The sequence below is a fragment of the Synechococcus sp. WC10meta genome (assembly GCF_047461475.1).
The window spans coordinates 73,595-97,991 of sequence record NZ_JANSHF010000004.1 but is presented as its reverse complement, the minus strand read 5'-3'; the positions used below and the strand labels follow the sequence as shown (position 1 = coordinate 97,991).

At 60.7% G+C, this 24,397-nt stretch carries 24 protein-coding genes; 19 read left to right on the top strand and 5 right to left on the bottom strand.

Going from position 1 to position 24,397, the window contains the following annotated elements:
* Window positions 1-10: 10 nt before the first annotated feature.
* Window positions 11-1,393 carry a dihydrolipoyl dehydrogenase gene (gene lpdA / locus NW804_RS03370; RefSeq protein ID WP_414422857.1) on the bottom strand — a complete coding sequence of 461 codons (1,383 nt, stop codon included), beginning with the start codon at window positions 1,391-1,393 and terminating at the stop codon, window positions 11-13.
* Between the two features lie 112 nt (window positions 1,394-1,505).
* Between lpdA and NW804_RS03365 the strand changes: the two genes are divergently transcribed.
* From NW804_RS03365 to NW804_RS03310, 12 genes are all read left to right on the top strand, one after another.
* On the top strand, window positions 1,506-2,285 hold the full coding sequence (locus NW804_RS03365) for an HAD family hydrolase (RefSeq protein ID WP_414422856.1): 780 nt from the start codon (window positions 1,506-1,508) through the stop codon (window positions 2,283-2,285).
* Window positions 2,285-3,139, top strand: a complete 855-nt coding sequence (locus tag NW804_RS03360; protein ID WP_414420626.1) for a M28 family peptidase — start codon at window positions 2,285-2,287, stop codon at window positions 3,137-3,139. Before NW804_RS03365 ends, NW804_RS03360 begins: the two co-directional genes overlap by 1 nt.
* A 202-nt stretch (window positions 3,140-3,341) precedes the next feature.
* The gene (locus tag NW804_RS03355; protein WP_414410848.1) at window positions 3,342-4,274 is read left to right on the top strand and encodes a DnaJ C-terminal domain-containing protein; all 933 of its coding nucleotides are present in this window, start codon (window positions 3,342-3,344) and stop codon (window positions 4,272-4,274) included.
* Entirely contained in the window at window positions 4,271-4,552 is a 282-nt protein-coding gene (locus NW804_RS03350) for a chaperone modulator CbpM (protein WP_414393933.1), read from the top strand. Before NW804_RS03355 ends, NW804_RS03350 begins: the two co-directional genes overlap by 4 nt.
* Window positions 4,553-4,613: 61 nt before the next feature.
* A complete protein-coding gene (locus tag NW804_RS03345; RefSeq protein ID WP_414420627.1) occupies window positions 4,614-5,363 on the top strand; it encodes a photosystem reaction center subunit H in 750 nt (249 codons plus the stop codon).
* Between the two features lie 102 nt (window positions 5,364-5,465).
* Window positions 5,466-5,858: a 50S ribosomal protein L21 gene (rplU, locus tag NW804_RS03340; protein WP_414422855.1), complete on the top strand. Its 393-nt coding sequence runs from the start codon at window positions 5,466-5,468 to the stop codon at window positions 5,856-5,858.
* A gap of 37 nt (window positions 5,859-5,895) precedes the next feature.
* Complete coding sequence (rpmA, locus tag NW804_RS03335) at window positions 5,896-6,159, top strand: 50S ribosomal protein L27 (protein ID WP_414393939.1); 264 nt, start codon at window positions 5,896-5,898, stop codon at window positions 6,157-6,159.
* 114 nt (window positions 6,160-6,273) lie between these two features.
* On the top strand, window positions 6,274-7,746 hold the full coding sequence (locus NW804_RS03330) for a cellulose synthase (protein ID WP_414422854.1): 1,473 nt from the start codon (window positions 6,274-6,276) through the stop codon (window positions 7,744-7,746).
* 203 nt (window positions 7,747-7,949) lie between these two features.
* On the top strand, window positions 7,950-9,710 hold the full coding sequence (locus tag NW804_RS03325) for an MBL fold metallo-hydrolase (RefSeq protein ID WP_414422853.1): 1,761 nt from the start codon (window positions 7,950-7,952) through the stop codon (window positions 9,708-9,710).
* 59 nt (window positions 9,711-9,769) lie between these two features.
* Window positions 9,770-10,525 (top strand): ABC transporter ATP-binding protein, encoded by a 756-nt coding sequence (locus NW804_RS03320; protein ID WP_414393944.1) that lies wholly within the window; start codon window positions 9,770-9,772, stop codon window positions 10,523-10,525.
* Between the two features lie 112 nt (window positions 10,526-10,637).
* Entirely contained in the window at window positions 10,638-11,219 is a 582-nt protein-coding gene (locus NW804_RS03315; protein ID WP_414393945.1) for a TIGR04376 family protein, read from the top strand.
* A 101-nt stretch (window positions 11,220-11,320) separates the two neighbouring features.
* Entirely contained in the window at window positions 11,321-11,614 is a 294-nt protein-coding gene (locus NW804_RS03310) for a PipX family protein (protein WP_414393947.1), read from the top strand.
* A 6-nt stretch (window positions 11,615-11,620) separates the two neighbouring features.
* Here NW804_RS03310 and pheS read toward each other — a convergent pair whose 3' ends face one another.
* Together pheS and NW804_RS03300 are read right to left on the bottom strand one after the other, a co-directional pair.
* Window positions 11,621-12,622, bottom strand: coding sequence for a phenylalanine--tRNA ligase subunit alpha (gene pheS, locus NW804_RS03305; protein ID WP_414420631.1), 1,002 nt, complete (start codon window positions 12,620-12,622; stop codon window positions 11,621-11,623).
* Window positions 12,623-12,734: 112 nt separating this feature from the next.
* A complete protein-coding gene (locus tag NW804_RS03300; protein ID WP_414412464.1) occupies window positions 12,735-13,346 on the bottom strand; it encodes a chromophore lyase CpcT/CpeT in 612 nt (203 codons plus the stop codon).
* Window positions 13,347-14,037: 691 nt separating this feature from the next.
* Between NW804_RS03300 and NW804_RS03295 the strand changes: the two genes are divergently transcribed.
* The 6 genes from NW804_RS03295 (at window position 14,038) to murJ (ending at window position 19,218) form a co-directional block, all read left to right on the top strand.
* Window positions 14,038-14,556, top strand: a complete 519-nt coding sequence (locus NW804_RS03295) for a phycocyanin subunit beta (RefSeq protein ID WP_414393951.1) — start codon at window positions 14,038-14,040, stop codon at window positions 14,554-14,556.
* An 85-nt stretch (window positions 14,557-14,641) separates the two neighbouring features.
* Window positions 14,642-15,124 (top strand): phycocyanin subunit alpha, encoded by a 483-nt coding sequence (locus NW804_RS03290; RefSeq protein WP_414393953.1) that lies wholly within the window; start codon window positions 14,642-14,644, stop codon window positions 15,122-15,124.
* A 166-nt stretch (window positions 15,125-15,290) separates the two neighbouring features.
* Window positions 15,291-16,148, top strand: a complete 858-nt coding sequence (locus NW804_RS03285) for a phycobilisome rod-core linker polypeptide (protein WP_414422852.1) — start codon at window positions 15,291-15,293, stop codon at window positions 16,146-16,148.
* A gap of 18 nt (window positions 16,149-16,166) precedes the next feature.
* Window positions 16,167-17,003: a HEAT repeat domain-containing protein gene (locus NW804_RS03280; RefSeq protein WP_414420633.1), complete on the top strand. Its 837-nt coding sequence runs from the start codon at window positions 16,167-16,169 to the stop codon at window positions 17,001-17,003.
* Window positions 17,004-17,174: 171 nt separating this feature from the next.
* The gene (locus NW804_RS03275; protein WP_414422851.1) at window positions 17,175-17,519 is read left to right on the top strand and encodes a DUF4278 domain-containing protein; all 345 of its coding nucleotides are present in this window, start codon (window positions 17,175-17,177) and stop codon (window positions 17,517-17,519) included.
* Window positions 17,520-17,601: 82 nt separating this feature from the next.
* Window positions 17,602-19,218 (top strand): murein biosynthesis integral membrane protein MurJ, encoded by a 1,617-nt coding sequence (murJ, locus tag NW804_RS03270; RefSeq protein WP_414422850.1) that lies wholly within the window; start codon window positions 17,602-17,604, stop codon window positions 19,216-19,218.
* On the opposite strand, the gene sigC is transcribed toward murJ, so the two are convergent.
* Complete coding sequence (gene sigC / locus NW804_RS03265) at window positions 19,215-20,315, bottom strand: RNA polymerase sigma factor SigC (protein ID WP_414393961.1); 1,101 nt, start codon at window positions 20,313-20,315, stop codon at window positions 19,215-19,217. The genes murJ and sigC overlap by 4 nt on opposite strands.
* 525 nt (window positions 20,316-20,840) lie before the next feature.
* Between sigC and NW804_RS03260 the strand changes: the two genes are divergently transcribed.
* Window positions 20,841-21,428 carry a cofactor assembly of complex C subunit B gene (locus NW804_RS03260; RefSeq protein WP_414422849.1) on the top strand — a complete coding sequence of 196 codons (588 nt, stop codon included), beginning with the start codon at window positions 20,841-20,843 and terminating at the stop codon, window positions 21,426-21,428.
* A gap of 4 nt (window positions 21,429-21,432) precedes the next feature.
* Here the strand turns inward: NW804_RS03260 and mutS are convergent, their stop codons facing one another.
* On the bottom strand, window positions 21,433-24,108 hold the full coding sequence (gene mutS, locus NW804_RS03255) for a DNA mismatch repair protein MutS (RefSeq protein WP_414422848.1): 2,676 nt from the start codon (window positions 24,106-24,108) through the stop codon (window positions 21,433-21,435).
* Window positions 24,109-24,397: the final 289 nt, after the last annotated feature.

The window sequence follows — 24,397 nt, the reverse complement described above, 5'->3', positions numbered from 1 at the left end:
AACCTGCTGGCTAGGCCACTGCCAAGCTGTGGGCAGCTCGCCGGTAAGCTTCTTCCAGCGTCTCTGCCAGGGTGGGGTGAACATGCACCAGGCGAGCCAGTTCTTGCACCGTGGCGCGGCGGGCAATGGCCTGGGCCGCCTCGTGGATGAGATCCGCTGCGTGGGGACCAAAGATGTGGGATCCCAGCAAAAGCCCCGTCTCCTTGTCGAAGACCAGCTTCACCATGCCCTCAGTCTCGCCAGAGGCAATGGCCTTGGAGTTGCCGCCAAAGTAGGTGCGCACCGTGCCTACGCTATAGCCCTCGGCTTTGGCTTGGGGCTCGGTTAGCCCCACAAAGCCCATCTCAGGGTGGGTGAACACTGCTGCCGGGATGCTCAGGTAATCCATGTAAGCAGGGCGGCCACAGATGTTTTCCACCGCCACCCTCCCCTGGGCTGCTGCCGCGTGGGCCAACATCATCTTGCCCGTCACATCGCCGATGGCCCACAGGTGAGGCAACTCCGTGGCCATGCGGCTATCCACCGGCACGAAGCCGCGCTTGTCTAACTCCACCCCTAGCTCTGCTAGGCCCAGTTCCTCTGAGACCGGGATCCGCCCAGCGGCCACCAGACAACCATCCACCTGCAGCGTCTCGCCATTGGATAGGTGGATGGTTACCGGCTGCCCAGGGATTACCTGTTTGGCCAGAACCCCTACGTAGGTCTGGATTTGCCTGGGTTTGATCAGCACCCGCTGGGCCAAGCGGGCAATGTCGGGGTCAAAGGCTGGCATCAGCGTCTCCAGGGCCTCGATGAGGATGACCTGGGATCCCAGCGCCGTGTAGACGTCGGCAAACTCCTGTCCAATGTAGCCGCTGCCGATGATGGCCAGCCGCTCCGGGATCCACTCCAGCCGTACCGCCTCGTCGCTGGTAAACACCGTGCGGCCATCCACCTCGATCCCCGGCGGCACGAAGGGTCGAGAACCCGTAGCCAAGATAATGTCCCGCGCTGTGTAGGCCTGGGATCCTTCTTCCCCCTGCACTTCGACCGTTTGCAGCCCTGCCAGCCTGCCCCGTCCCCGCAGGATCGTTACCCCCAGCTTTTCCAGCGAGCGGGTCATGTCGGCGCGGATCTTCTCCACCACCTGGGCAGCGTGAGCGGCAATCGCCCCCCGGTCAGCCTGGACGGATCCCACCTGCAGCCCTAGCTGGGAGCTGTTTTGCAGTTCCCGCAGGCGTCCTGAGGCGGCCAGCAGCGCCTTGGAGGGGATGCAGCCGCGGTTGATGCAGGTGCCGCCCATTTCGGCGCACTCGACGATGGCGGTTTTCAGGCCGGACTCGACGGCATGCAACGCCGCGCCGTGGCCGCCAACGCCGGCACCGATGATGATCAAGTCAAAGTCAAAGCTCATGGCGAGACTTGGATAACCGGTGCCTCATTTTCTCATCTTGTTGGCCTTCCTAGGAACCGGCTAAGAGGATCTAGCATAGGGTGGCTTGCCCCCTTGACCAGAGGCTGGCCGGATGGAGCTGCAAGCTTTGATTTTCGACGTGGATGGCACGCTGGCAGATACAGAGCGGGATGGGCACCGCGTGGCCTTTAACGCGGCCTTTGCTGAGGCAGGGTTGGACTGGCACTGGTCGGTGGAGCTCTACGGCCAGCTCCTGGCTATCACAGGCGGCAAAGAGCGCATTCGCCACTTCATCGAGACCTGCCAGCAGCCACTGCCTGCTGGGGAAGACCTGACGGCCCTGATAGCTCGGCTGCACCAGGCTAAAACCAGCCACTACACGGCTCTATTGGCCCAAGGAGGGATCCCTTTGCGCCCCGGCGTCAAGCGCCTCTTGCAGGAAGCCAGGGCCGCCGGGATCCGCCTGGCCATCGCCACCACCACCACGCCCGAAAACGTGACGGCTCTTCTGGAGCGCGCCCTGCCAGAGAGCCTGAGCTGGTTTGAGGTCATCGCTGCCGGCGATATCGTCCCTGCCAAAAAGCCTGCCCCCGACATCTACTTCTACACCTTGGAGCGGATGGGCCTAGATCCCCAGGAGTGTCTGGCCTTTGAGGACTCGGAGAACGGGCTGCGCTCGGCACAGCAGGCAGGTGTCCCCACCGTGGTGACGGTTAACGATTACACTCGAGATCAGGATTTTTCTGGGGCGGCTTTGGTGCTGGATCATTTGGGAGAGCCTGATCTGCCTTTTCAAGTGTTGGCGGGAACGGCAGGATCCCACAGTTACTTCAGCCTGGAGCTGGCCCGCCAGGTTCACGCCCAAGCCATCCACTCTGAGGTAGAAAACTGATGCCGGAGGTGGGGAGCGAAGACCTGCAGCGGCGCCTAGAAGCCCATCTCCGCCAGGTAGCCCAGCCCCGCGATCCCGACTGGTCGCCTTGGGGCCACCGGCAGGTGGAGCAGTATATCCAAAAACAGCTTTCCGAGTGCGGCCCGGTGGAGCCTTTCCCCTTTGAGGCCAACGGCCGCCAGCACTGCAACTGGATCTTGAAGTTGCCCGGATCCCGCCCGGGTCGGCCGCCTATCCTGGTGGGAGCCCACTTTGACGCCGCTCCGGCCACCCCTGGAGCCGACGACAACGCCAGCGGCGTGGCGGTACTGCTGGAATTGGCCCGCCATTTTGCTGCTGACCCTGCCCCTTCTCCTCTGTGGCTGGTGGCCTTTGACCTGGAGGAGCGGGGAATGGTGGGCAGCACAGCCTACGCCCGCTTTCTTAAACAGCAGCGCCAGCCCCTGCGGCTAATGCTGTCGTTGGAGATGCTGGGCTACCGGGATCCCACCCCCGGATCCCAGCGCTACCCCGCCGGCCTGGAGCGGCTCTACCCCAACCGGGGAGATTACATTGGCCTAATTGGCAACTGGCCCACCTGGAGGGATCTGCTCAAGCTGCAGCGGGATTTTCAGAAAGTGGGGATCCCCTGTTGCTGGCTGCCAGCCGGACAGCGAGGCCTAATCCTGCCTGCCACTCGCCTCAGCGACCACTCCCCCTTTTGGGATGCGGGTTACCCCGCCGTCATGGTGACCGACACCGCCTTCTTGCGCAATCCCCACTATCACAAGCTGAGCGACACCCTCGAGACCCTAGATCTTGACTTTCTGAGTGGGGTCTGCCGCGGCTTAATGCAAGGGATCCGATCCCTCTAGGGAAAACGACCCCTCACTTTCCCTGGCAGCCAGTACGGAGATCGCTCCAGGAGTTTCGCGATCCCTTGACCCCCACTTGGGTCACAGACGGAGATAATAGGCTGCACAGGAAACCTCAGCCACTTTAAGTGCCGGCCCCGCTTAGCCTACCTGGATATTTTGAAAGCCTTAGCCTAACCGATTGACAGTATGAGGTGAGCCCATGGTTGCGAGTGATTTTAAGGATTACTACAAGATCCTGGGCGTCAGCCGAGATGCTTCCTTAGAGGAGATCAAGCGCGCCTATCGCAAGCTGGCTCGCCAGTATCACCCCGACGTTAACCCCGGCAACAAAGCAGCCGAGGAGCGCTTCAAGGAAATCAACGAAGCCTACGAGGTGCTCTCCGATCCAGACAAGCGGCGGCGCTACGACCAGTTTGGCCAGTACTGGCAGCGAGTAGGCACTGGTGCGGCGGCGGGGCCGGGCATGGAGGGATTTGCCCAGTACGCCACCTTTGAGGACTTCATCAACGAGCTGCTGGGCCGCATGGGATCCCGCCGCGGCGGCTTTCAGGGCTTCACCACCGGGTTTGGGCCGTTCGTCTCGGTGAATCTGCCGGGGCAAGACATAGAAACTACGCTGGGCCTCACCTGGGCAGAAGCTTTCCACGGCACCCAAAAGCGGCTAAGCGTGGACGGCGAAACCCTCACCATCCGCATCCCCCCCGGCGCCAAACCGGGCAGCCGCCTCCGCGTCAAGGGCAAGGGTCAATATAGCCCCTTTGGCGGCCCAAGAGGAGATCTCTACCTCACCCTGGAGCTGCCTCCCCACCCCTTCTTCCGCTTCGAGGGCGACAACCTGGTTTGCGAGCTGCCCATCACCCCTGACGAGGCGGTTTTAGGCGGCACGGCGGAAGTGCCCACCCCCACCGGTCGGGTGCAACTGAAGATCCCTGCCGGCGTGGATAGCGGCCAAACCCTGCGGCTGCGCGGCCAAGGTTGGCGGGATCCCCAAGGCCAGCGGAGCGACCTGCTGGTGCGGCTGAAGGTCGTCACGCCCAAATCCCTTTCCCCAACTGAGCGGGATCTCTACGAAAAACTGCGGCAAAATCGAAGCTGGGATCCCCGCGCCCGGCTGCAGGAGGTGAGTCTATGAGCCTGGCCATTGTGCGGGTGGAGGAGCGGCTCTATACCTTTGAGCAGGCAAGCGAAGTAGCCGGGATCCCTCCTCACCTGCTGGAGTGGTTGCTCGGGCAAGGCCTGGTGGAAGCCGAAAGCTGCTACCTCAACCCCCAGCAACTGCGGCGCTTAATCCAGATGACCCGCCTGCATCGCGACTTGGGCCTTAACTGGGTCGGGGCGGCCATGGTTTTGGACATGGCCCAGGAAATTGCCCGCCTCAGGGCGCAGCTACACTACTACCGTGGAGGCTAAGCAGCCCAAGGCTTTAGCCCCCTTGAACCCCGCTGCTTGTCAACTTCAGGAGAACTTCTGTATGGACCAAATCGTCCGACGCAGCCAAGTGGTGGGCCTGCTGGCCATAGATGGCAGCACTGCCACAGCCCTGGGCACTGTCGAGGAAGTCTGGGTCGATGGGCAGGGACGGGTCTGCTACTTTACCAGCCAGCAGGGATACACCCCCTTGGAGCAAATCTCTCTCATCGGGCCGGACGCGCTGCTGACCTACTCCAGCGTTGTCACCACCCCCGCTATGCCGCTCAGCTCCCTCTATCGGCGAACCGTGCGCCTTGGGGATCAGCCAGTGGGTTGGATTGAGGATTTTCTCTTCGACTGGGAGACTGGGTCCATTGCTGCCTATATCCTGGGGGGCAGCATTGCTGAGCCCTGGGGGGGACGGGCCGTCCTGTTACCTGAGGACGTAGAGGCCATCGACGTGGACGCGGTGGTAGTCAAGGAAGATGCTCCCCAGCGACTCCAATCGGAGGCCGAGGGCCTAAAGAACTTTTGGAGCGAAAAGTCTCGCCAAGTCAAGCAGCTCATCCAGCGCATGGGGGATCGCCTCAAAGCCCTAGTCAGCCCGCAGGATCCGCCCGAGGTAGTGCGCGTCAAGGTCAACCAAGTGCGGGACGAGCTAGCCAAAGGGGGCAAGTTCGACCTTTCCCTGCTGGATGAAGCGGCAGAGTTCCTACAGCAGAAATGGGAAAGCTGGCAGCAGCGCCTTAAACGGGCTGCCCAGCGCATGCAAGCTGCCCTCCAGGCCGCTTGGGAAAAGCTGACCGAATGAAGCTGACAGGAAGCAAGTTTTTCCGCTAGGATTATAAATCGCTGTCAATGCTCGGATCAGGTTTTAAGACCCGCAGGGGCACCTGTACGGCAAGGAAAAGGCATGACCTACGCGATTGTGGAAACCAGTGGCAAGCAGCTTTGGGTAGAGACGGGGCGCTTTTACGACATCGATCACCTGCCTGACACAGAGGAAAACAGCTCTTTGGCCCTCTCCCAGGTCTTGTTGATCAACCACGAGGGACAAGTAACCCTAGGGCGTCCCTACATTCCCGAGGCGGTGGTGAGGGCGCGGGTTTTGCAGCACCGCCGGGGCAACAAAATCATCGTCTACAAGATGAGGCCGAAGAAGGGAACCCGCAGGAAAAGAGGCCATCGTCAGCTCTTGACCCGTGTGCTCATTGAGTCCATCGAACTGAACGGGACGCCACTAGCCACAGCCCCAGCAACTTCGCAGCCTGCTCCAGAGCTAGGGATCCCTGCGGCGGAGAACTAGAAGTTTTCAGCGGCAACACAGGTGCATAGGAGGCGCTATGGCTCATAAAAAAGGAACGGGCAGCACCCGCAACGGCCGTGACTCCAATTCCAAGCGGCTGGGTGTGAAGTGCTTTGGCGGCGAGCTGGTTCATCCCGGCTATATCCTGGTCAGGCAACGGGGCACCAAGTTCCACCCAGGGGTGAACGTGCGCATTGGTAGGGATGACACCTTGTTTGCTGTAGCTACAGGCATTGTTACCTTTGAGCGCTACGGCAAACGGCGGCAGAAGGTGAGCGTTTACCCAGTAGCTGCGCAATAGGCAGCGATTTTTCCAAGCAACCTGTCCCCCAGCCTGCTCTTGTGCAAGGGAAGGGATCCCAGTTTGGCCCAGTGCCCAATGTGGAGAGTGCATGTGAGATTGAGGGGGGCGTGGGTGCATTTGTTTCGTTGGGTGGGGTTGCTGCACCTCATTGCCGGGGTGGCCTATCTTTACTGGCGGATTACCGAGGGGCTGACCGGTCTGGGATCCCTTCTGTTTTGGGGTGCGGAGGCCTATGTCTGGCTGGCAGCGGTGGGGTTTACCCTCAGCCGCTACGCTCAGGTGCCGAGCGAGACCCTTCCCTCTCCCGAGGTTCTGCGGCGGGCGTTTTTTCAACTGCCGCGGGTGGACGTGCTGGTCATACGCCAGCGGGACTCTCTGGAGGCCACTCGGCAGACGGTGCTCTCAGCCCTACGCTTGGATTACCCCTGGGAGCGGCTATTTGTCCACATTGTGGATCGGGTTGAAGACAGGGAGATGGCCAAGGTGGCGCAGGCCATCCCCTGCGAGTACTGGCCTTGCCCCAGCCCCACGACCGATCCGCTAGCCTACCTGCTGGGATCCGGCCATCTGCAAGGAGAGTACCTGCTGCTGCTGCAGCCAGGCCATTTTGTCGAGCCGGACTTTTTGTGGCAGACTTTGCCTCTGTTTTACGACTTTCCAGAGCGGGCCCCCATTGCCAACTCAACCGGCTTTGTCCAGGCCATGCTGCGCACCCTAGGTCGGCCCCAGGCCGTTCACCCCCTACAGCAACTGCTGGCGGTGGGATCCCAAGGCTACCAGGCAGCGCCGCTATTGGGATCCGGCTGTCTCATTCGGCGGGCGGCCCTGGAGGGGATCCCGCACATCGACATTCGCCGTCCTGTGCAGTTGGGGTGTCAGATGCACTGTCGCGGCTGGCAGTCCTACCTGGCTCGCCAAGCCCAGGTCACCGGCGCTTTGTTACCCTTGCGCAACCGCCGCGTGGCTCTGCTGGCAATTTTTTCGGCCTTGCGGGAAAATCCCTTCTGGGGCAAGCCGACCACCCAGCAGCAGCGCTTTCAGTACCTGTGGCTGGCCCTCTGGGCCGCTGGAGGGGCGGCGGAGCTAGCCTATTTGGCGGTGCCGATCCTCTTCCTCTGGACGGGCTGGATGCCAGTGCCGGCCTTTGACAGGGTTTTTTTTGCCTGGTTTCTGCCCTATGCCCTGCTGGGGCGGCTCAGCTGGCTGTTGGCCTTTCCTCCCTCTCGGTGGGGGGCTGCGTGGCAGTCAGAACGCCAGACAGGTAGCCAGTTTTTCCAGTCCATCCAGGCGTTGGTGCAGGCAATGCGGGGGGTGCCTCCCTATCCCGAGCAGCCATCCCAACTCTCTCTTGGCCCGCAGGCCTTGGCCATTGCGTTGACCCTAGCAGCAATGGGGGTAGGATCCCTGCGCTTTGCTGGCAACTGGGATCCAACCTGGCTAGAGCTGCTGTTTGGCCTGGTCTGGGCCTTCTACAACCTGATGATCCTGACGGTGCGCCCGGACGACCACGATTTTGCCGGCTTTGCCTTGGGTAGCCGCAACCCGGCGCCAGCAGAGATCTCAGATGCACTCCCCAACTCCTAAAGTGGAAGCTCTCAGCCAGCTGGAGGCAGGCAGAGGCCAAAAGCTATGCTGGAACTGGAGAAGCAATAGCGCTATCGATAGGGCGAATTGCTAGAGACTGCCCCCATGGACGGATGGAGAGCAGGGATCCCCGCCTAAGCCCTCCGTGGGTTCGGCAAAGCTTGAGCGTGCTCTTCTAGAAGACAACCGAAGACAACGCGCCTGTGGAGTCAAAGAGACCTCCCCTTCGACTATTCCCCCTGGGCACAGATCCCCGCCGGCAGGGCTGCGCCTACTGGCTGGAGATGGGATCCTACCGTTTGCTTCTCGATTGTGGCTTGCCTGCTCCCGCTCTCCTCAAAGCCTTGCCAGGGATCCCCGATGCTGTTATCTGCAGCCACGCCCACTTTGACCATGTGCAGGGGCTACCTGGCTTTTATCGCCGCTACCCACAGGTGCCCATCTACGCCACCCCGGTAACGGCTCATTTGGCCAGCGGCCTCTGGGAGCGCGGCATCTGGCCAGACTACGACCGGGAGATTCGCTTTCCTCCTTTTCGGGCGCTGCCTTTTGGCCAGGCGCGGGAGATCTTGCCTCACTTGATGCTCACCTTCTTTACCGCCGGGCACCTGCCGGGGGCAGCGGCAACCCTGTTGCAAAATACCCAGACTACTCCAGCTCAAACCTGCCTGTACACTGGCGACTGTTCCCTGGCCTCAACTCGCTTTGCCCCTGGCTTAGATCTGAGCGCCTTGCGCCATTGGCAGCCGGATGTGCTGCTCATCGAGGCCTCCCTAGGCTCTACTCGCCATCCACCCCGTCGCCATCTGGAAAACCGCCTGGTGGAGCGCCTGCTTGGCGCCTTGGCGGCAGGCCAGACGGTGCTGTTCCCGCTGCCAGTGCTGGGGTTGGGCCAGGAGTTGATTTTCCTCCTCAAAGCTCACCACCGCTTTACCCAAGCTTCCCAGGAGCTGACGGTGTGGGTGGCGCCAGGCCTAGCTGCAGGCTGCGATCTCTACGAACGCTTGCTCCCCTACCTGCCGGAGCCAGTGCGCAATTTTGCCACCTACCAGCCCTTGTTCTGGGAAGACCGCCTGCAGCCGCGGGTGCAGCCCCTTACGGCGGTGGATCCCTTGCCCCAGGGCCTGTTGCTGTGCGACGCCGATGCCGATCCGGAAGCCTGGGAGCCCATCTGGTTACGCCTGTTGGCCCAACCGCAGCGCTCCTGCCTGCTGCTGCGGCTGCCGGAAGTGGAGCTGGCTACGCCGTTTGAGCAGTGGCCAGCGCCGCTGCGCTCCCGCGTTGGGGTGGAGTGGTTGGCCTGGCACAGCCACAACGATGTTGGGCATCTTGCCCAGATCGTCCACACCTTTCGCCCCCAACATGTGGTTTTGGTGCACGCCAGCCCCCAGCAAGCGCAGGAGCTGGCGGATCTGCCCGAGCTGTGCAACCGTTACCATGTCCACTGCCCCCAGCTTGGCCATTGGCTGGAGCTGGTCGACAGCCGCCTGCAAACCTTGGTCAAGCCGTCCGAGTTCCTTGGGGATCCCGGCGTGCGCTACGAGGGGGAGGTGGAGGAGATCTGGCAGGAACAGGACTCGCCCCGCACCTTGGCTGGGGTTCAGGTGCGCCTACCCCCCCAGATTACCGAGGATCCCCGCTGGGCCGCCTGGGCTGAGACCGGCTTGGTGGAGGCTCGCTGGCAGGGATCCGAACTGGTGCTGCGGGGCCTTTCGCCGCGAGAGCTGATCCGGCCGGCGGAGGTTGCCCCCTCCTCTGGCCTTGTGCTGCGCCCCAAACCCGCCCCTATCTTTGCTGCCGGGGGCATGAGGTGCCAGAGCTGCCGCTTTGCCCGCCAGAGCTTGTCCGCCCACACCCAAGTTCTTCGCTGCGATCAAGAGCGCTCCCCCCTCTACCGCCTCCAGGTAGATCCCCAGGGGAGCTGCCCCTATCACCAACCGCGGGAGATCTGCTCTTCCGGCTAGTGCCCAGGGCAGTCGCCGCCCAAAAGCCGGCTAGAATGGGGCCAGTTGCGGTGTCAACCATGCTCGAGCAACAACCCTGGGCAGATCGTCGCCAGGGGGCGGTTGGATCCCTGGAGCGTCCCGCCGAGACCCTGGCCCCAACCCGCCTGCCCTTGGTGCAAATGGTGGGGGTTAACAAAGTCTACCCGCTGCTAGAGGGCAGTTTCCAGGCTCTCTACGACATCAACCTGACAATCTGGCCGGGAGAGTATTGCGCCATCATGGGACCCTCGGGCTCCGGCAAGTCCACCCTGATGAACCTCATGGGCTGCTTGGATCGGCCTAGCTCGGGGCGCTACTGGCTAGACGGCGTGGAAGTCTCTGCCCTGCCGGATGGGGAGCTGGCCCGGATTCGCAACCAAAAAATTGGCTTTGTCTTCCAGCAGTTTCACCTCCTGCCCGTCTTAACCGCCCTGGAGAACGTGATGCTGCCCCTGGCCTATGCCGGGATCCCCGAGTCAGAACAGCGCCGGCGAGCTAAACAGGCTCTAGAACAAGTGGGCTTGGGAAGTAAACTCCACCAGCGCCCAGCCCAGCTCTCTGGCGGCCAGCAGCAGAGGGTGGCGATTGCCCGCGCCATTGTTAACCGGCCACAACTGCTTTTGGCCGATGAGCCGACTGGCGCCCTGGACAGGCGCACCGCCCAGGAAGTGCTCAGCCTTTTTGCCGAGCTCCACAGCCAGGGCATTACTCTCGTCGTAGTTACCCATGACCTAGAGGTGGCGCGGGCCGCCCAGCGCCTCATCCACGTTGCCGATGGACATTTGCTGCCCTAGACCTGGACCTGCCTGAACAATTGGGCTCTTGAGGACTGGCCGGCTTCCTCCTCTCTAGGACTAGCTAGCTTGCGCTAGTCTAAACACAATCCCCTGAGCCTCTAGCAAACTTATGGGACTCATTGAAGATATCAGCCGGTTTTTGGAAACCCGCCTAGAGGAATTCCTCAGAGCCCATCCGGAGATTGAGCTGCAGCTCCTTGCCGAGGAATTGCGCCAGCAAGAAGAAGAAACTCGGCAGCTGCTCCAGGAAAGCCTTGCCCAGCGGCAAGCTCTCCAGCGCAGCATTCTCCAGTTGGCAGAGGAAATCAAGACCTGGCACTTTCGCATCGAAAAGGCCGAACGGGCCAACCGCCCGGATCTGGCTGAGGGAGCGCGCCGACGGGAAGCCGAGCTTTTGGAGCAAGGGAGCCGGTTATTCAACCAAGGGAAGGCCCTGGAGGAGAGAATCCGGCAACTGGAAGCTCTGCTGCCGCAAATTGCCCAGCGCCGCCAAGAGGTGCGCACCAAGCTGCAAGAAGTCAAAGCCGCCCAAACCCAGAAGGCCAGCGAGCCGGATCGGAAGTTCAACCCCTGGGGCAGTCTGTTTGAGGATAAGTTGGAGGAGGAATTTCGGCGGCTGGAGATGCAGCTCGAAGTGGAAAAAGAATTGGACACCATAAGGAAGAAGGTGCAGGAACAGCGGCGGCAATAACGGCTTCCTCGTGAAAAACTCTTTCTTATAGCCCCGGTGATGCTGTCTTTGAAACAAGTTCCTTCCCCCAAGAGCGGCCCAAGAGTGGTACGCTATTGCGCATGAAAGAGTTCTATCTAAATCACCCCACATTTGGTCTGCTCTACGGCCTGTGTCAGGTTAACGAAGGGGAGGCCATCTTCACCACCCTTTATGCCCAAAGGCTGTTTTTTCGGGTCTACTTCAAGCCCCCCGCTGACGACGACCCCTCTGCTGTGGAAGAATTGGTTTTTGACCCGATTAGCCGCAACGAAGCCCGCCAAGTTCTCGAAGAGCAGATGCGCTTGCTGCGCCGCGCCAACCGCAAAGACGAGCTGGAACATCTGCAGTTGGTTTACAAACGCACCTTTTCCTAAGCCGCTCTAGAATTGCGACAGAAAGCGCAGGTCGCTGCTGTAGAACAGCCGGATATCCTGAACGCCGTGCAGGAGCATGGCCACCCGCTCGACACCGATCCCTGCCGCAAAGCCGGTGTAGCGCTCTGGGTCATAGCCAACTGCCTGAAACACATTGGGATCCACCATGCCGCAGCCGAAAATCTCCAGCCACTTGGAGCCAAAGCGTACGTCCATTTCAGCCGAGGGCTCCGTGAAGGGAAAGTAGCTAGGCCGAAAGCGGGTTTCCTGCTGGCCTAACAGGCGAGCCACGAACTCCTTGAGGGTGCCCTTGAGGTCAGTGAAGGTAAGGTTTTCCCCTACTGCCAAGATTTCCACCTGGTGAAACACGGCCGAGTGGGTGGCATCGACCTTGTCGCGGCGCATCACCCGTCCCGCGTGGACAATGCGCAGAGGCGGCTGGTGTTGCTCCATGTAGCGCACCTGCACCGAAGAAGTTTGGGTGCGCATCAGATAACCCTTTTCTAGATAGAGGGTATCCTGCATGTCCCGCGCCGGGTGGTCGGCAGGGGTGTTGAGGGCTTCGAAGTTGTAGTACTCCGTCTCGATCTCCGGGCCATGGACTACCGTATAGCCCATTCCCACAAAGATGTCGAGCATGCGGTCAATGGTGGCCTGCAGCGGGTGAACCCGGCCCAGCGGCCGGCGCGGCCCCGGCATAGTGACATCCAAACGCTCTGCTTCTAGGCGGGCTTGGAGCTTGGCTTCAGCTAGGGTCCGTTTGCGCTCCTCCAGGCTGGATTGCAGGGCCTCTTTAAAGCTGTTGGCCAAAGCGCCGATAGCTGGCCTTGCTTCCGGCGGCAGCTTTCCCATTCCCCCCAAGATCTTGGAGAGCTTTCCCTTCTTCCCCAGATAGTCAATGCGGATTTGCTCCAGGGCGTCTAGCTCGGCAGCCTGAGCCACTTGGGCAAGTGCTTCTTCCTGGAGGGCAAGCAGCTGTTGGCGCAGGATGTCCTGTTCCTCTTGCATGGAGTCGGTTATTCCCCCACTTGTGGTAGCCCAGCCAAGCAGCTAGGAAGGAGGATCCCTGCTGTGGGCTAGGTCACTTCTTCAACCGTATCATTTTTGCCTGCAGCGCCTCCTACTGCAGCAGCTCCCTCTGCCAATCGACAACTTTGCGAAAGCGAAAAGGGCCTGCCAATGCCCCCCACACCTGGCGGTGGGTAACTGGATCCATGCCTCGGTCGTGGCTGCAGAACTCGCTTTCGCTCAACTGCAGCGTGGTCTGCAAATAGGTGGTTTGGCCGTTGCGCACTACCCAACAGCGACACCCCGGCTCTGTGGTGCCGACAAACTGGGATCCCTGCCTCTTCACATGCACATCACACCCCGGCAGGTAGGCCAGATCCGCAGGGCTCAATTGGCTGAGCTGCCCGGCTCTTTCGCGGGCACAGCCCCGCCACCGCTGGGGCTCCAGAGGACGGTAGTTGCGAATCACGATCCCGTCCCCTACTTGGGTAAGCTCCACCACCGCCTGACGATAGGGCTCCTCCAGATGGCCGCTGTAGGCCTGCTCCACATAAAAGCCGATCCCTGCCAACACACCGGCTGGCAAGGGGCGATAAGCCACCCGGATGGAGGCAAAAAAAGGCGGGTTCTCCCAGGCTTGCTCTTGGTTGCTGAAGTCTCCCGCTAGCCACCGCGCCATTTGCAGCAGCTCGGGAGAGAAGGTGGGCTGCAACTGGATCGCCATAGCCTCAAAGCCAGAGTAGGGGCCACTACATGGCTAAGTCTGGGGTTTTCCGGGCCGCGTTTCCCCGGTGAAAGCCTGCTCAGATTTTCTCTCAGCTTTGCCTTGCCTAGGAGACTGGCGCAAGTATTAAATTATGTGTACTTTATGAGAAGGTTTACTTGGATACAGAAGCGGGCCTCTTGACTTGACTGCAAAGCCATGAGCAAGGCTGTCGTTGTTCCTGATATTGTAAACTCATGTAAAGTAGCATTGTTTTTTGTAAAAACCAAGGCCTCAAAGGATTTGGACAAAAAGGCCAGAGTTGCCCACTAGGAGCAGATCTGGGGCTGTTTGCATCTAGTAAAGACCCTTTACATTTTTTGATTCAATCCCTCCCCGCCCTCGCGGTAGAAGTAAGAACTGGAAGCAAGGCAAGCTGGCTTTTCCTCACTTACCTAGTGCAGGGTGTCAGCAGCAAAAAATCCTTGTTTCACCCCGATTCCCCACAGTCTGCCAGCAAGTGGCTTCATTCTTGAAGCTGGCTAGGCAAGGGGAGGTGAGGAGGTTCCTGCCGGTGGTTCTGTTGGGGCAAAGATTTGCGCTAACAGGGCTCTTCGGTAGGGAAGCTGCAAAAGACTGCTGGGTTCGTAGAGCGCTTTTGCCCTCTAGTAGAGATTTAACCTCTTTTGCTTTCGCTAGGAGATTGAGAACCATGAACGACGTATTTAGCAAAGTTGTTGCCCAAGCTGACGCCAAAGGCGCTTTCCTGGGAGAAAACGAGTTTGCGGCACTGCAGCAGGTGATTGCTGACGGAAACAAGCGTTTGGACGCAGTGAACCGCATCACCAGCAACGCCTCCAAAATCGTGACCGATGCTGTCCGCGAATTGTTTGCTGAGGAGCCTAATTTGAATGCTCCTGGCGGCCCTGCCTATCCAAGCCGCAACGTGGCTGCCTGCTTGCGGGATATGGACATCATCCTCCGCTACATTACCTACGCCGTGGCGGCTGGAGACCCGAGCGTCCTGGATGAGCGCTGCCTGAATGGCTTGCGGGAAACCTACCAAGCTCTTGGCACCCCTGGCAGCTCTGTGGCCAATGGCATCCAGAAGATGAAAAAGGCGGCAGTGGCAGTGGTCAATGATCCCAATGGCATTACGCGCGGTGACTGCAGTGCTTTGATTGCCGAAATCGAGTCCTACTTCGATCGCGCCGCTGCTGCAGTGGTCTAGTATTCCGCAGCTATTTGCAAGCTAAGCTTTGAATCCTTTGTATTGTTGCCTTGACTGGAGCTGAGGTAAAGGAGCGTTTTGAGTCATGCAAACCCCAATTGTTGACGCCATTGCCACTGCCGATAGCCAAGGACGCTATCTCAGTAACAGCGAATTGCAAGCCATCAGCGGCCGTTTTCAGCGGGCAGCCGCCAGCATGGAAGCAGCTCGCGTCCTGAGCAGCCGTGCCGAGGAGCTGGTGCGCGGTGCCACTGAGGCCGTTTATGCCAAGTTCCCCTACACCACTCAGCCAGGGGGACAATGCTACACCCAGGCGGGTAAAGACAAGTGTGCCCGCGACGTGCGCCACTATCTGCGCTATATCACCTACTGCTTGGTTACCGGTGGCACTGGCCCCCTGGACGAATGTATGCTGGCCGGGATCCGCGAGATCAATGCTGCTTTTGAACTCTCTCCCAGTTGGTACATTGAAGCCCTGCGCTACATCAAGGCCAACCATGGCCTGACCGGGCAAGCAGCCACCGAAGCCAACGCCTATATTGACTACGCCATCAACGCCCTCAGCTAGTTCTTAACCCCAAAGCTGGGTTCAAGGCAGTAGGGATCCCCGGGGTGAAGGGGATCCCTCTCCGTAGGCTGCAGTGGCCGTGGCTCTGCAGGGAGGAGATCTTGAGGGGGTAAATCTTTCAGTTTCAAAGTTGGTCTAGCTGGTTTGTTGGATTTGAGGAGTTAGCATGAGCGGAATTACAGCGGCAAGCCGGATGGGGATCCGGGCCATCACAGAGACAACTCCTTTAGAGTTGCGCCCCAATGCTAGCCAGGAGCAGCTCAACGCCATCCTACGGGCTATCTATCGCCAGGTTTTGGGCAACGATCACCTATTTGCCTCCGACAGGAAGGAGCTGGCCAGTGCGGAATCGTTGCTGCGCCAGGGCAGCTTGACGGTGCGAGAATTTGTGCGTTTGCTTGCCAAGTCGGAAGCCTACAAGCGGCGGTTTCTCTACCCCAACTCGCAAACCCGCGCCATCGAGCTTAACTTTAAGCATCTCTTGGGGCGAGCTCCCACCAGCCCAAAAGACATTGCCCGCCACCTAGATATCTATCACTCGGGAGGCCACAGCGCGGAGATTGACTCCTACATTGACAGCCCAGAATACCTAGAAGCGTTTGGCGATAACATTGTTCCCCATCCACGCGGCTTTGAATACCGCAAGGCCCACACTACCCGCGACTTTACCAACCTCTTTGCTCTTTACGGAGGCTATGCCAACAACGACCGCTCCCAGGGGCGGAGGCCGCGCCTGATGATTCCCCTGGCCACTGGGTTTACCCCAGCTATTCGCCGCATTGGGGTACGAGGACTGCTGCCACCCAGCCCCATTTCCAAGCACTTGGGGCCGCCCACGGGTCAGTCTGACCGCATGTTTTGCATTGAGGTAACGCGGCTGCTCAACCCACCCTCAGCCCTAGCGACTTCTAGCCGCGTGCGCAAATCCAACCAGCAGATCTTCGTTTCTGCCGATCAACTCTCGGCAACAATGCAGCGACTTCTCAAAGCGGGCGCCAAGATTGTCAGCGTCCGCAGCGCCTAGCTGTTGGAGTTTTGGCCTGTGGACTCCTTGAGCCCAGTAGCTCCTCCAGACTCCTATCCGTCGGCGGATCTCACCCCGGCTGGGCAAATTGCCAAGCTGCGATACGGGGATCCGGGAGAACGCTACTACGCGGCTTGGTGGCTGGGGCGCATGCGGGTGAGAGAGGGGATCCCGGCCCTCATCGAGGCGCTGGCCGATGAGACCGATCGCACGGCTCAGGGGGGATATCCGCTGCGGCGCAATGCCGCCCGCGCCCTGGGCAAGCTGGGATCCCCTGCGGCGATCCCGGCTCTAAAAGAGGCTTTGCGCTGCTCCGACGGCCAAGTGGTGGCGGCAGCAGCCCAGGCGCTGGTCGAGATTGCCCTGGCCAACTTCCTCGACCGGGATCCCGCCCAGCTTGAAGACCTGGGAGGAGCATTGCTGCAGGGGCTGCGCCGCGCGGAGCAGGGTCTCCAGACCGAAAACCTTGCTGCCTTAGAGGCCCTCATCGAAGCGCTTGGACAACTGCAGGTGTCTGCTGCCCTGGAGCCGATTCGCCTCTACCGGGATCACCCCTCCCTTCGTTTGCAATGTGCGGCAGGGCAGGCCTGTTACCGCTTGACGGGAGATCCCACTTTTCTTGAGCCTCTGCTGTCGCTGCTGGCTCATCCCAACGTTCATCTGCGGCGGGCTGCCCTCCTGGATCTAGGGGCCAGCGGCTATTTGCCGGCAGCTCCGGCCATGGCGAGAGCGGCAGTAGAGGCTAACCTCAAGCTGCTTGCCCTCAAGCAGTTGGTGGAGGTGAGCCTCAGACGTGGGAAGGAAGACGGAACTAACTTGCACCAGGTGCTACGGCTAATCGACGAGCTGCTTTAAAGTTGACATCCAAAGGCTTATTTTGTTAAAGCTGATACAGAATGAAGTTGGGTTTTACCCTCTGGGCCACGCCAGGGAAGCTGAAGCTGTTGTCCTACAGCTCCCGAGAAGGGGGCTACGGAAGTTGCTTTCCCCGTCAGATGGCCGCTGTCTACTTAGGGGACTCTTCATATGCAACTGACCTATCGCGGCATTGCCTACGTCTTTGTCCCTTCTGCCCCCGCGAGCTGCCAGCGGCAGGCGGTGCGAGTGCGGTACCGGGGCTTAGCGTGGGACTGGCCAGCTCAATCGGCATCTGTGGCGCTGCCACAGTCTTTTGCCCTGACGTATCGAGGCCTTGCCCTCAACCCAGTGGCGAAGACAGCGAGCAGGGCGCCGGCAACTATCTCCCCGCATATGGAGACCCATCGGCAGAATCTGCTGCGCCGGCTGCAGGAGCGCATTCGTTCTGCCCAGCTCCGCGGGGATGAGCATCTGTTGCAGCAACTGGAGCAGGAGCGACAACTCCTGGCCTGAGCTCTTCCTCGACCTCCCTGCATAGATCAGGAGAATGCGGGATAATAGTGCTGCCCTATGCCGAACGAGGGGGGTAGCGGCTGTGAGCTTGCGGGTGGATTTCGAGAAGGAAGGGATCCCAGGGGCCTCTTCCTCCCGCCGTTCCTTGCTCTCAGTAGCGGGGCTAGTGGCTGGTGCTACCCTGCTCAGCAAGGGCATGGGGTTTGTCCGGCAGGCCCTGATTGCGGCAATCTACGGCTCGGGGCTGGAGTACAGCGCCTTTGGGGTGGCCTATGTCCTGCCCGGTTTTTTGTTGATCCTGCTGGGCGGGATCAACGGTCCTTTTCACAGTGCCATCGTCAGCATTCTTAAAAAGCAGCAGCTCTCAGGAGAAGCAGCAGCCCGCTGGCTGGAGTCAATCTCCACCTTGGTGGGCTGTCTTCTCTTAACCGTGACCTTGGGCCTATGGTGGGGAGCAGACTGGGTAGTGCGCCTGACGGCGCCGGGATCCAGCCCCGCAGTCCATGCCCTTGCTGCCCAGCAACTGCGGATCATGGCGCCGCTGGCCTTGCTCTCGGGGTGGATTGGCATTGGCTTTGGGGCACTCAATGCGGCCGAGCACTACCTCTTGCCTGCCCTCAGCCCCCTAATCTCCAGCCTGGCAGTCATCGGGATCCTGCTTAGCTTGGGGTGGACAGGGATCCCAACCTTGCTGGCCTGGGGCGTACTTGTCGGGGCCATTGCCCAGTGGTTGGCTCAGGTACCGTTGCAGCAGCGGCTGGGGCTGGGGCGGCTGCGGCTGCGCTTTGAGTGGGGATCCCCGCAGGTGCGAGCCGTGGGCCTGCTCATGCTGCCAGCGGTCATCTCCTCTGGCATGATCCACATCAATGTCTACGTGGATCTCTTTTTTGCCTCCTTTGTGCCCGGGGATCGCACCATCGGCAACTTGGGCTACGCCCAGCTTTTGGTGCAAACCCCCCTGGGGATCCTTTCCAACATGGTGCTGGTGCCTTTGATGCCCCTCTATGCCCAACTAGCAGGAGAGAGAGACCGATGGCCCGAGCTGTGCCGGCGCATCCGGCAAGGGTTGATGGTGACCGCCATCCTCACCCTGCCCCTTGCAATGCTGTTGGTGGCCTTGGCCGAACCCATTGTCCAGGTGGCCTACCAACGGGGTCGCTTTACGGCGGAGGCAACCCAGGAGGTGGCGGCTCTGCTGATGGCCTATGGCCTGGGGATGAGCTTTTACCTGCTGCGGGATGTGCTGGTGCGCATCTTTTACGCTCTGGAGGACGGAACCACGCCCCTGCGCATCAGTGGCCTAGCCATTGGCCTCAACGCCCTTCTGGACTTCCTATTTCTACAGGTCTTTGGGGCACCAGGCATTGCCCTGGCCACAGCAGGGGTTAACCTAGTAGCCCTGATTGGACTGGGGATCTGCCTTCACCAGCGCCTGCCAGGGATCCCCTGGCAAGAGATGGGACAAGCCCTACTGCCCCTGCTGGGGATCACCGTCCTAGCTGGTGGGCTTAGCCACTGGCTGTGGATGCAGCTACGCGCCTACGAGATCTTGGGATCCCCCCTGCTCACCGCCCTTGTCTGGGCTGGGCTGGCCGGTGGCCTGGGCCTAAGCCTAGTGGTAGCTGGAGCTCTGTATCTGCAGATCCCGGAGGTGGAGGGGCTGGCCCTCCAGATCTGGAGGCGGCTTGCTCGCCCCTAATTGATGGCCTCCAGGTAATCGCGTACCCGGTTGCGCCGCTTAGGCTGCCGCAGCTTCTGCAAGGCTTTGGCCTCGATTTGCCGTACCCGCTCCCGCGATAGATCCAAAGCGCGGCCAATTTCCGCTAGGGAGTAGGTGCGACCATCCCCCAGCCCAAAGCGCATGCGAATCACATCCCGCTCGCGGCTGGTGAGATCCTCCAACAGCTGCTGCAGATCGCGCTGGAGGGCCTCGCGCATCATCATCTCTTCGGGAGAGATGTCATCGGTCTCTAGCAGATCCCCTAGCTCGGTATCCTTGTCTTTACCCACCTTGGTTTCTAGAGAAACCGAGCGCGGCACCCGCACCAGCAGCTCCCTGACCTGGGGCACTGTCATCTCCAGCTCGGAAGCAATGTCCTCAATGGTGGGGGTACGGCCTTTTTCCTGGGAAAGCTTGCGCTGGGCTTTTTTGATCTTGTTTAGCTTCTCGGTAATGTGGACAGGCAAGCGGATGGTGCGGCTTTGGGTGGCAATAGCCCGGGTGATCCCCTGCCGGATCCACCAGTAGGCGTAGGTGCTGAAGCGGTAACCCTTTTTGGGGTCAAACTTCTCCACTGCTCGCTCCAGGCCCAGCGTGCCCTCCTGGATCAAATCCAGCAGCTCCAGGCCGCGGTTTTGGTATTTTTTCGCCACCGACACCACCAGGCGCAGGTTGGCCTTGATCATCTGTTCCTTGGCCCGCTTGCCGATGCGCTGGATCTGTTGCAGCTTTTCAGGCGTAAGGTTGGCCCACTCGGGGAACTGGTTGGCCCTAGCCACCCATTCTGCCAGAGTAGGCTCCCGCCCCAGCTCTTTCTGCAAACGCAGGCGCACATCCAAGAGCTTCATGTAGTCTTGGACTTTTTGGGCCAGCGCCACCTCCTCGTCTCGTCCCAAGAGGGGAACACGTCCAATCTCCTGGAGGTAAAGGCGCACCAGGTCGGTGGAGGGTCGAGCTGGCCCCTCTTCGGCGTACTCGCTTTCGGCAAACTCCGCCTCTTCCTCCTCCGTCAGGTCGAGGAGGTCGGTTGGGGTTTCAAACAAAGTGTCGTTGGCTTCAGGTTCGTAGATAGACATGTAAGTGCTACTGAGTGAAATAGCAACAGAGACAGTCAAGCAGCTGGACTAACATTGAAGAGGGGGCTAAGTTGAGGGTTCCCCAGGGACAGTGGCTGTGCGCTGTCATCATCCCCGCGGAGACAACACTCTCCTCTGGCTAAGTCCAACCCTGGAATCCTGCCCTCGGTAGGGAACGGCTGAGATAGCCACGAAGGAAGCCACCTGCTGGCGAAGTGTAAGCCCCTTATCATAACTTAATTATAGTTGCCTCTCTCAGCTTAGCTGCATGAGATTGGGCGCAGATTTCTCCCCCCTGAGCCGTCGTCACGGTTGCTGGAAAGCGCAGGGTTTTTGCTGCTGCGCCATTGCTCCTGCGCCATTGCTCCTGCGTCGAGGTAGGATCTACCAAGCGTGGCTACTGCCGGCGGCAACCAACCTCTCTGCAGAACTTAAACTAGGAGGTAGAGGGTCAACCTCCACGAGCTATTTTTCTGCCCCTTCCCTGCTACAGTGGAGAGGCTACAGGTCAAGCCGCCCGACCAGATGGGGCTCGTTCCTGTCATCCCTATGAATTGGGTAGCTACATCACTCCCCCTCTCCCTGAAGGGAGAGGCCATTTCTACCCTAGCGCTGACGCTGCTTCTGGGGATCGGCCTATTCTTTTTTCTGCGAGCCTCAGGTAGAGATCGCAGCGAAACCCGCTTCTATTCTAGCAGCCGCAGCCTGGAGGAAATAGGATCCCTTCTCCGAAAGCACCTGGAAGGGCGGGCCTATCGCTTGCAGTTTGCCGATGCCGAGGGGATCGCCACCTTTATCGGTCAGGCTCGGCCCAGTGTGGGGTTGGCTGTTTTTTTGACAGGGCTAGCAGGAGTGGGTCTGGCCTGTTTGGCTCTGGTGCTGTCCATGCTGGAGCCGGCGTGGGGAGCCTGGCCCTGGACCCTGGTGCTGGCCGCTCCTTGGGCAGGCTGGTACTACTGGCGGCGCAACTACCGCCTGGAGCGGCTTCGCCTGAAGTTGCAAGAGGCTGACCCACCCCCTGGATCCCTGCTGTGGGTGGAGGGGCAGCGAGATGAGCTGGAGGTGCTGGCCGCCAGCTTGGGGCTGCAAGAGCGGGAGCCGGAGCGAGGGTAGAGCCCTAAGGCTCCTCGGAAAAGAGGGAGGCCGGGATCAGAGACAGTTGCTCCGCCGGAGCGGGGTTGCGGATCTCGAGGGGCTCAGGGTGTTGTTCAGGCTGTTTTTTCTTGGAGGAAAGGCGGCTTTTCCCTTGGTTGCGCAGGCCCAGGCCAATGCGGCTGTGTTGTTCCACTAGGGCCAGCACCTGCTTAGCCCGCTCGATCACCGGCTGGGGCAGGCCGGCCATGCGTCCTACCTCGATGCCGTAGGAGCGGTCGGCCCCCCCGGGCTGCACCTGGTGCAGGAAGATGATGCGATCCGGCAGCTCTTTCACCACCACCTGGAAGTTGGCCACGTTGGGCAGCAGGGTCTCCAGTTGGTTGAGCTCGTGGTAGTGGGTGGCAAAGATTGTGCGGGCGCGCACCTGGGTGGCGAGGTACTCAGCCACCGCCCAGGCAATGGAGAGGCCGTCGAAGGTGGCGGTGCCGCGGCCAATCTCGTCCAAAAGCACCAGGGAGCGCTCGCCGGCGTGGTTGAGGATGTTGGCCGTCTCGTTCATCTCCACCATGAAGGTGGACTGTCCCGTGGCCAGGTCATCGACAGCGCCGATGCGGGTAAACACGCGGTCACAGAGGCCCAGCTCCGCCCGCCTTGCCGGCACAAAGCTGCCCATCTGGGCCAGGATCTGGATGAGCCCGATCTGCCGCAAATAGGTGGATTTGCCCGACATGTTGGGGCCAGTGAGGACAATCAGATCCGGGCCGTGGGGGGATCCCAGACGCACCGAGTTGGGGACAAATAGGCCCTGGGGCAAAGACTTCTCCACCACCGGATGGCGCCCTTCCTCGATGACTAGGCGGCGGTCGGTCGTGATTACGGGACGAGTGTAACCCTGCTGCACAGCCACTTCCGCCAAGCCAAACAGGGCATCGACGGCGGCCAGGGTCTGGGCCACCTGGCGGATGGCGGCAGCTTGGGATCCCGCCTCTTGGCGCAGCTGCACAAACAGCTCGTATTCCCGCTGGTTGATCTCAGTCTGAGCGGTGAGGACGCGGGCTTCTTTTTCTTTGAGCTCAGGGGTGATGAAGCGCTCTTCGTTAGTCAGGGTCTGCTTGCGGATGTAGTCTTTTGGCACCTGCTGGGCCTTGGCGCGGCTGATGCTGATGTAGTAGCCGAAGGCTTTGTTGAAGCCGACTTTGAGGGTGGGGATCCCAGTGCGCTCGCGCTCGGTTTTCTCCAACTGGGCAATCCACTGGCGGTCTTGCTCCACCTGCTGCCGCAGCCTGTCCAGCTCCGGATCGACGCCGGGCCGGATTAGCCCCCCTTCGGTGAGCACAGGGGGAGGGGAGGGCAGGAGGGTGTGCTCGATGCGGCGGCCCAGGTCAACCAGGGCGGGATCCACCTGCTGCAAGCTCTGCAGGAGAGGGGTCTTGGCTTCGGCCACCAGCTCCGCCAGTTGGGGCAGTTTGCCCAAGGAGGAGCCCAGGGCCACCAGCTCGCGCGGGTTGGCGGTGCCGGAGGCGACGCGGTTGGCCAAGCGCTCCAGGTCATAGAGAGAGTCCAGCAGGGATCCCAGGCGGGTGCGCAGGGAGGGGTTTTCCAACAGCTCCTGGATGGTGTCCTGGCGGAGGCGGATTTGCTCGAGATCCCGCAAAGGCTGCAGCAGCCAACGGCGCAGGGTGCGTCCTCCCATGGCAGTGCGGCTGTGATCCAGCACCCAGAGCAGGGATCCGACAAAGGCCCCCTCGCGGATGGTCTGGGTGAGCTCCAAGTTGCGGCGGGTTTGGGGATCCAAGATGAGGTAATCCGTCAACTGGTAGGTGCGAGGGGGACGTAGGAGGGGGTGGCCCCCCTGGGGAGAAGGCTGCACCAGGTTCTTTTGCGTCTCCTCCAGGTAGTGCAAGAGCCCTCCCGCCGCCCGAATGGCCAGGGGCAGCTCCTTGCAGCCCAAGCCCTCCAAAGAGCGCAGGCCATAGGTCTGTAGCAAGTTTTCTCGCGCCACCGCCAGCTCAAAGGGCTCCGCCGGGCGCAGGGTATAGGTGTACTGGCCGGGCAGGCCCAGGGGAGCTTGGGGATCCCCAGGCCGAATTAAGCCCAGGCCCAGCCCTTCCTCGGTGGGCAGCAGGATCTCCGCCGGCTGCAGCCGGGCCAGCTCCTGTTCTAGCTGCTCTTGCCCCTCGCTCTGGCAGACCCAGAACTCGCCGGTAGAAATGTCGGCGTAAGCCAGGCCCCAGGGGGTTTGCTTGGAGCCTCTCAGGCGGACCACGGCGGCCAAGTAGTTGTTTTGCCGTGCCTGCAGCAGCTCCTCTTCGATGACCGTGCCGGGGGTGATGACCCGCGTCACTTCCCGCCGCACCAAGCCTTTGGCCTGATCCGCCGGCTCCATCTGGTCGCAGACGGCCAGGGCATAGCCTTTGGCCACCAACTGAGCAGCATAGCGGTCAAAGGCGTGGTAAGGGATCCCGCACATGGGCACCCGTCCTATGGCCCCTGCCTCCCGCCCGGTGAGCACCAGCTCCAGCTCCCGCGACACCACTTCCGCGTCCTGGAAAAACATCTCGTAGAAATCCCCTAGGCGGTAGAGCAAGATGGCGTGGGGATACTGCCGCTTCAGCTCCACATAGTGCTGCATCATGGGGGTGAGCAGGGCGGGATCCACCTCTAAGGCATCCCAAGTAGGCTCGGCGGAAGAACTCATGGCATCAAAACGTGGGCAAGCAATGGGCTGAAGGTTCGGAGTCTAGCCAACTCGGGCCGACCAGCTTGGGCCATTCTAGATCCAGGTCTAGATGAAGTTTGAGACGTTTCCCCAGCCCTTCTCCCCTGATTCCCATTTCGCGGTTGGTTGCCATGACCTCGCTCAGGGTAGTTGGATCCCCCCTGAGATAAGTCCGAATGGCTGGGCAGAGGCGCTGCCCGGTCTTGTCCAAAAGCCCTGAAGCGCAAGAGGGAGAAATTTAGGCACAAGCTATTGAAACTGACTTGCA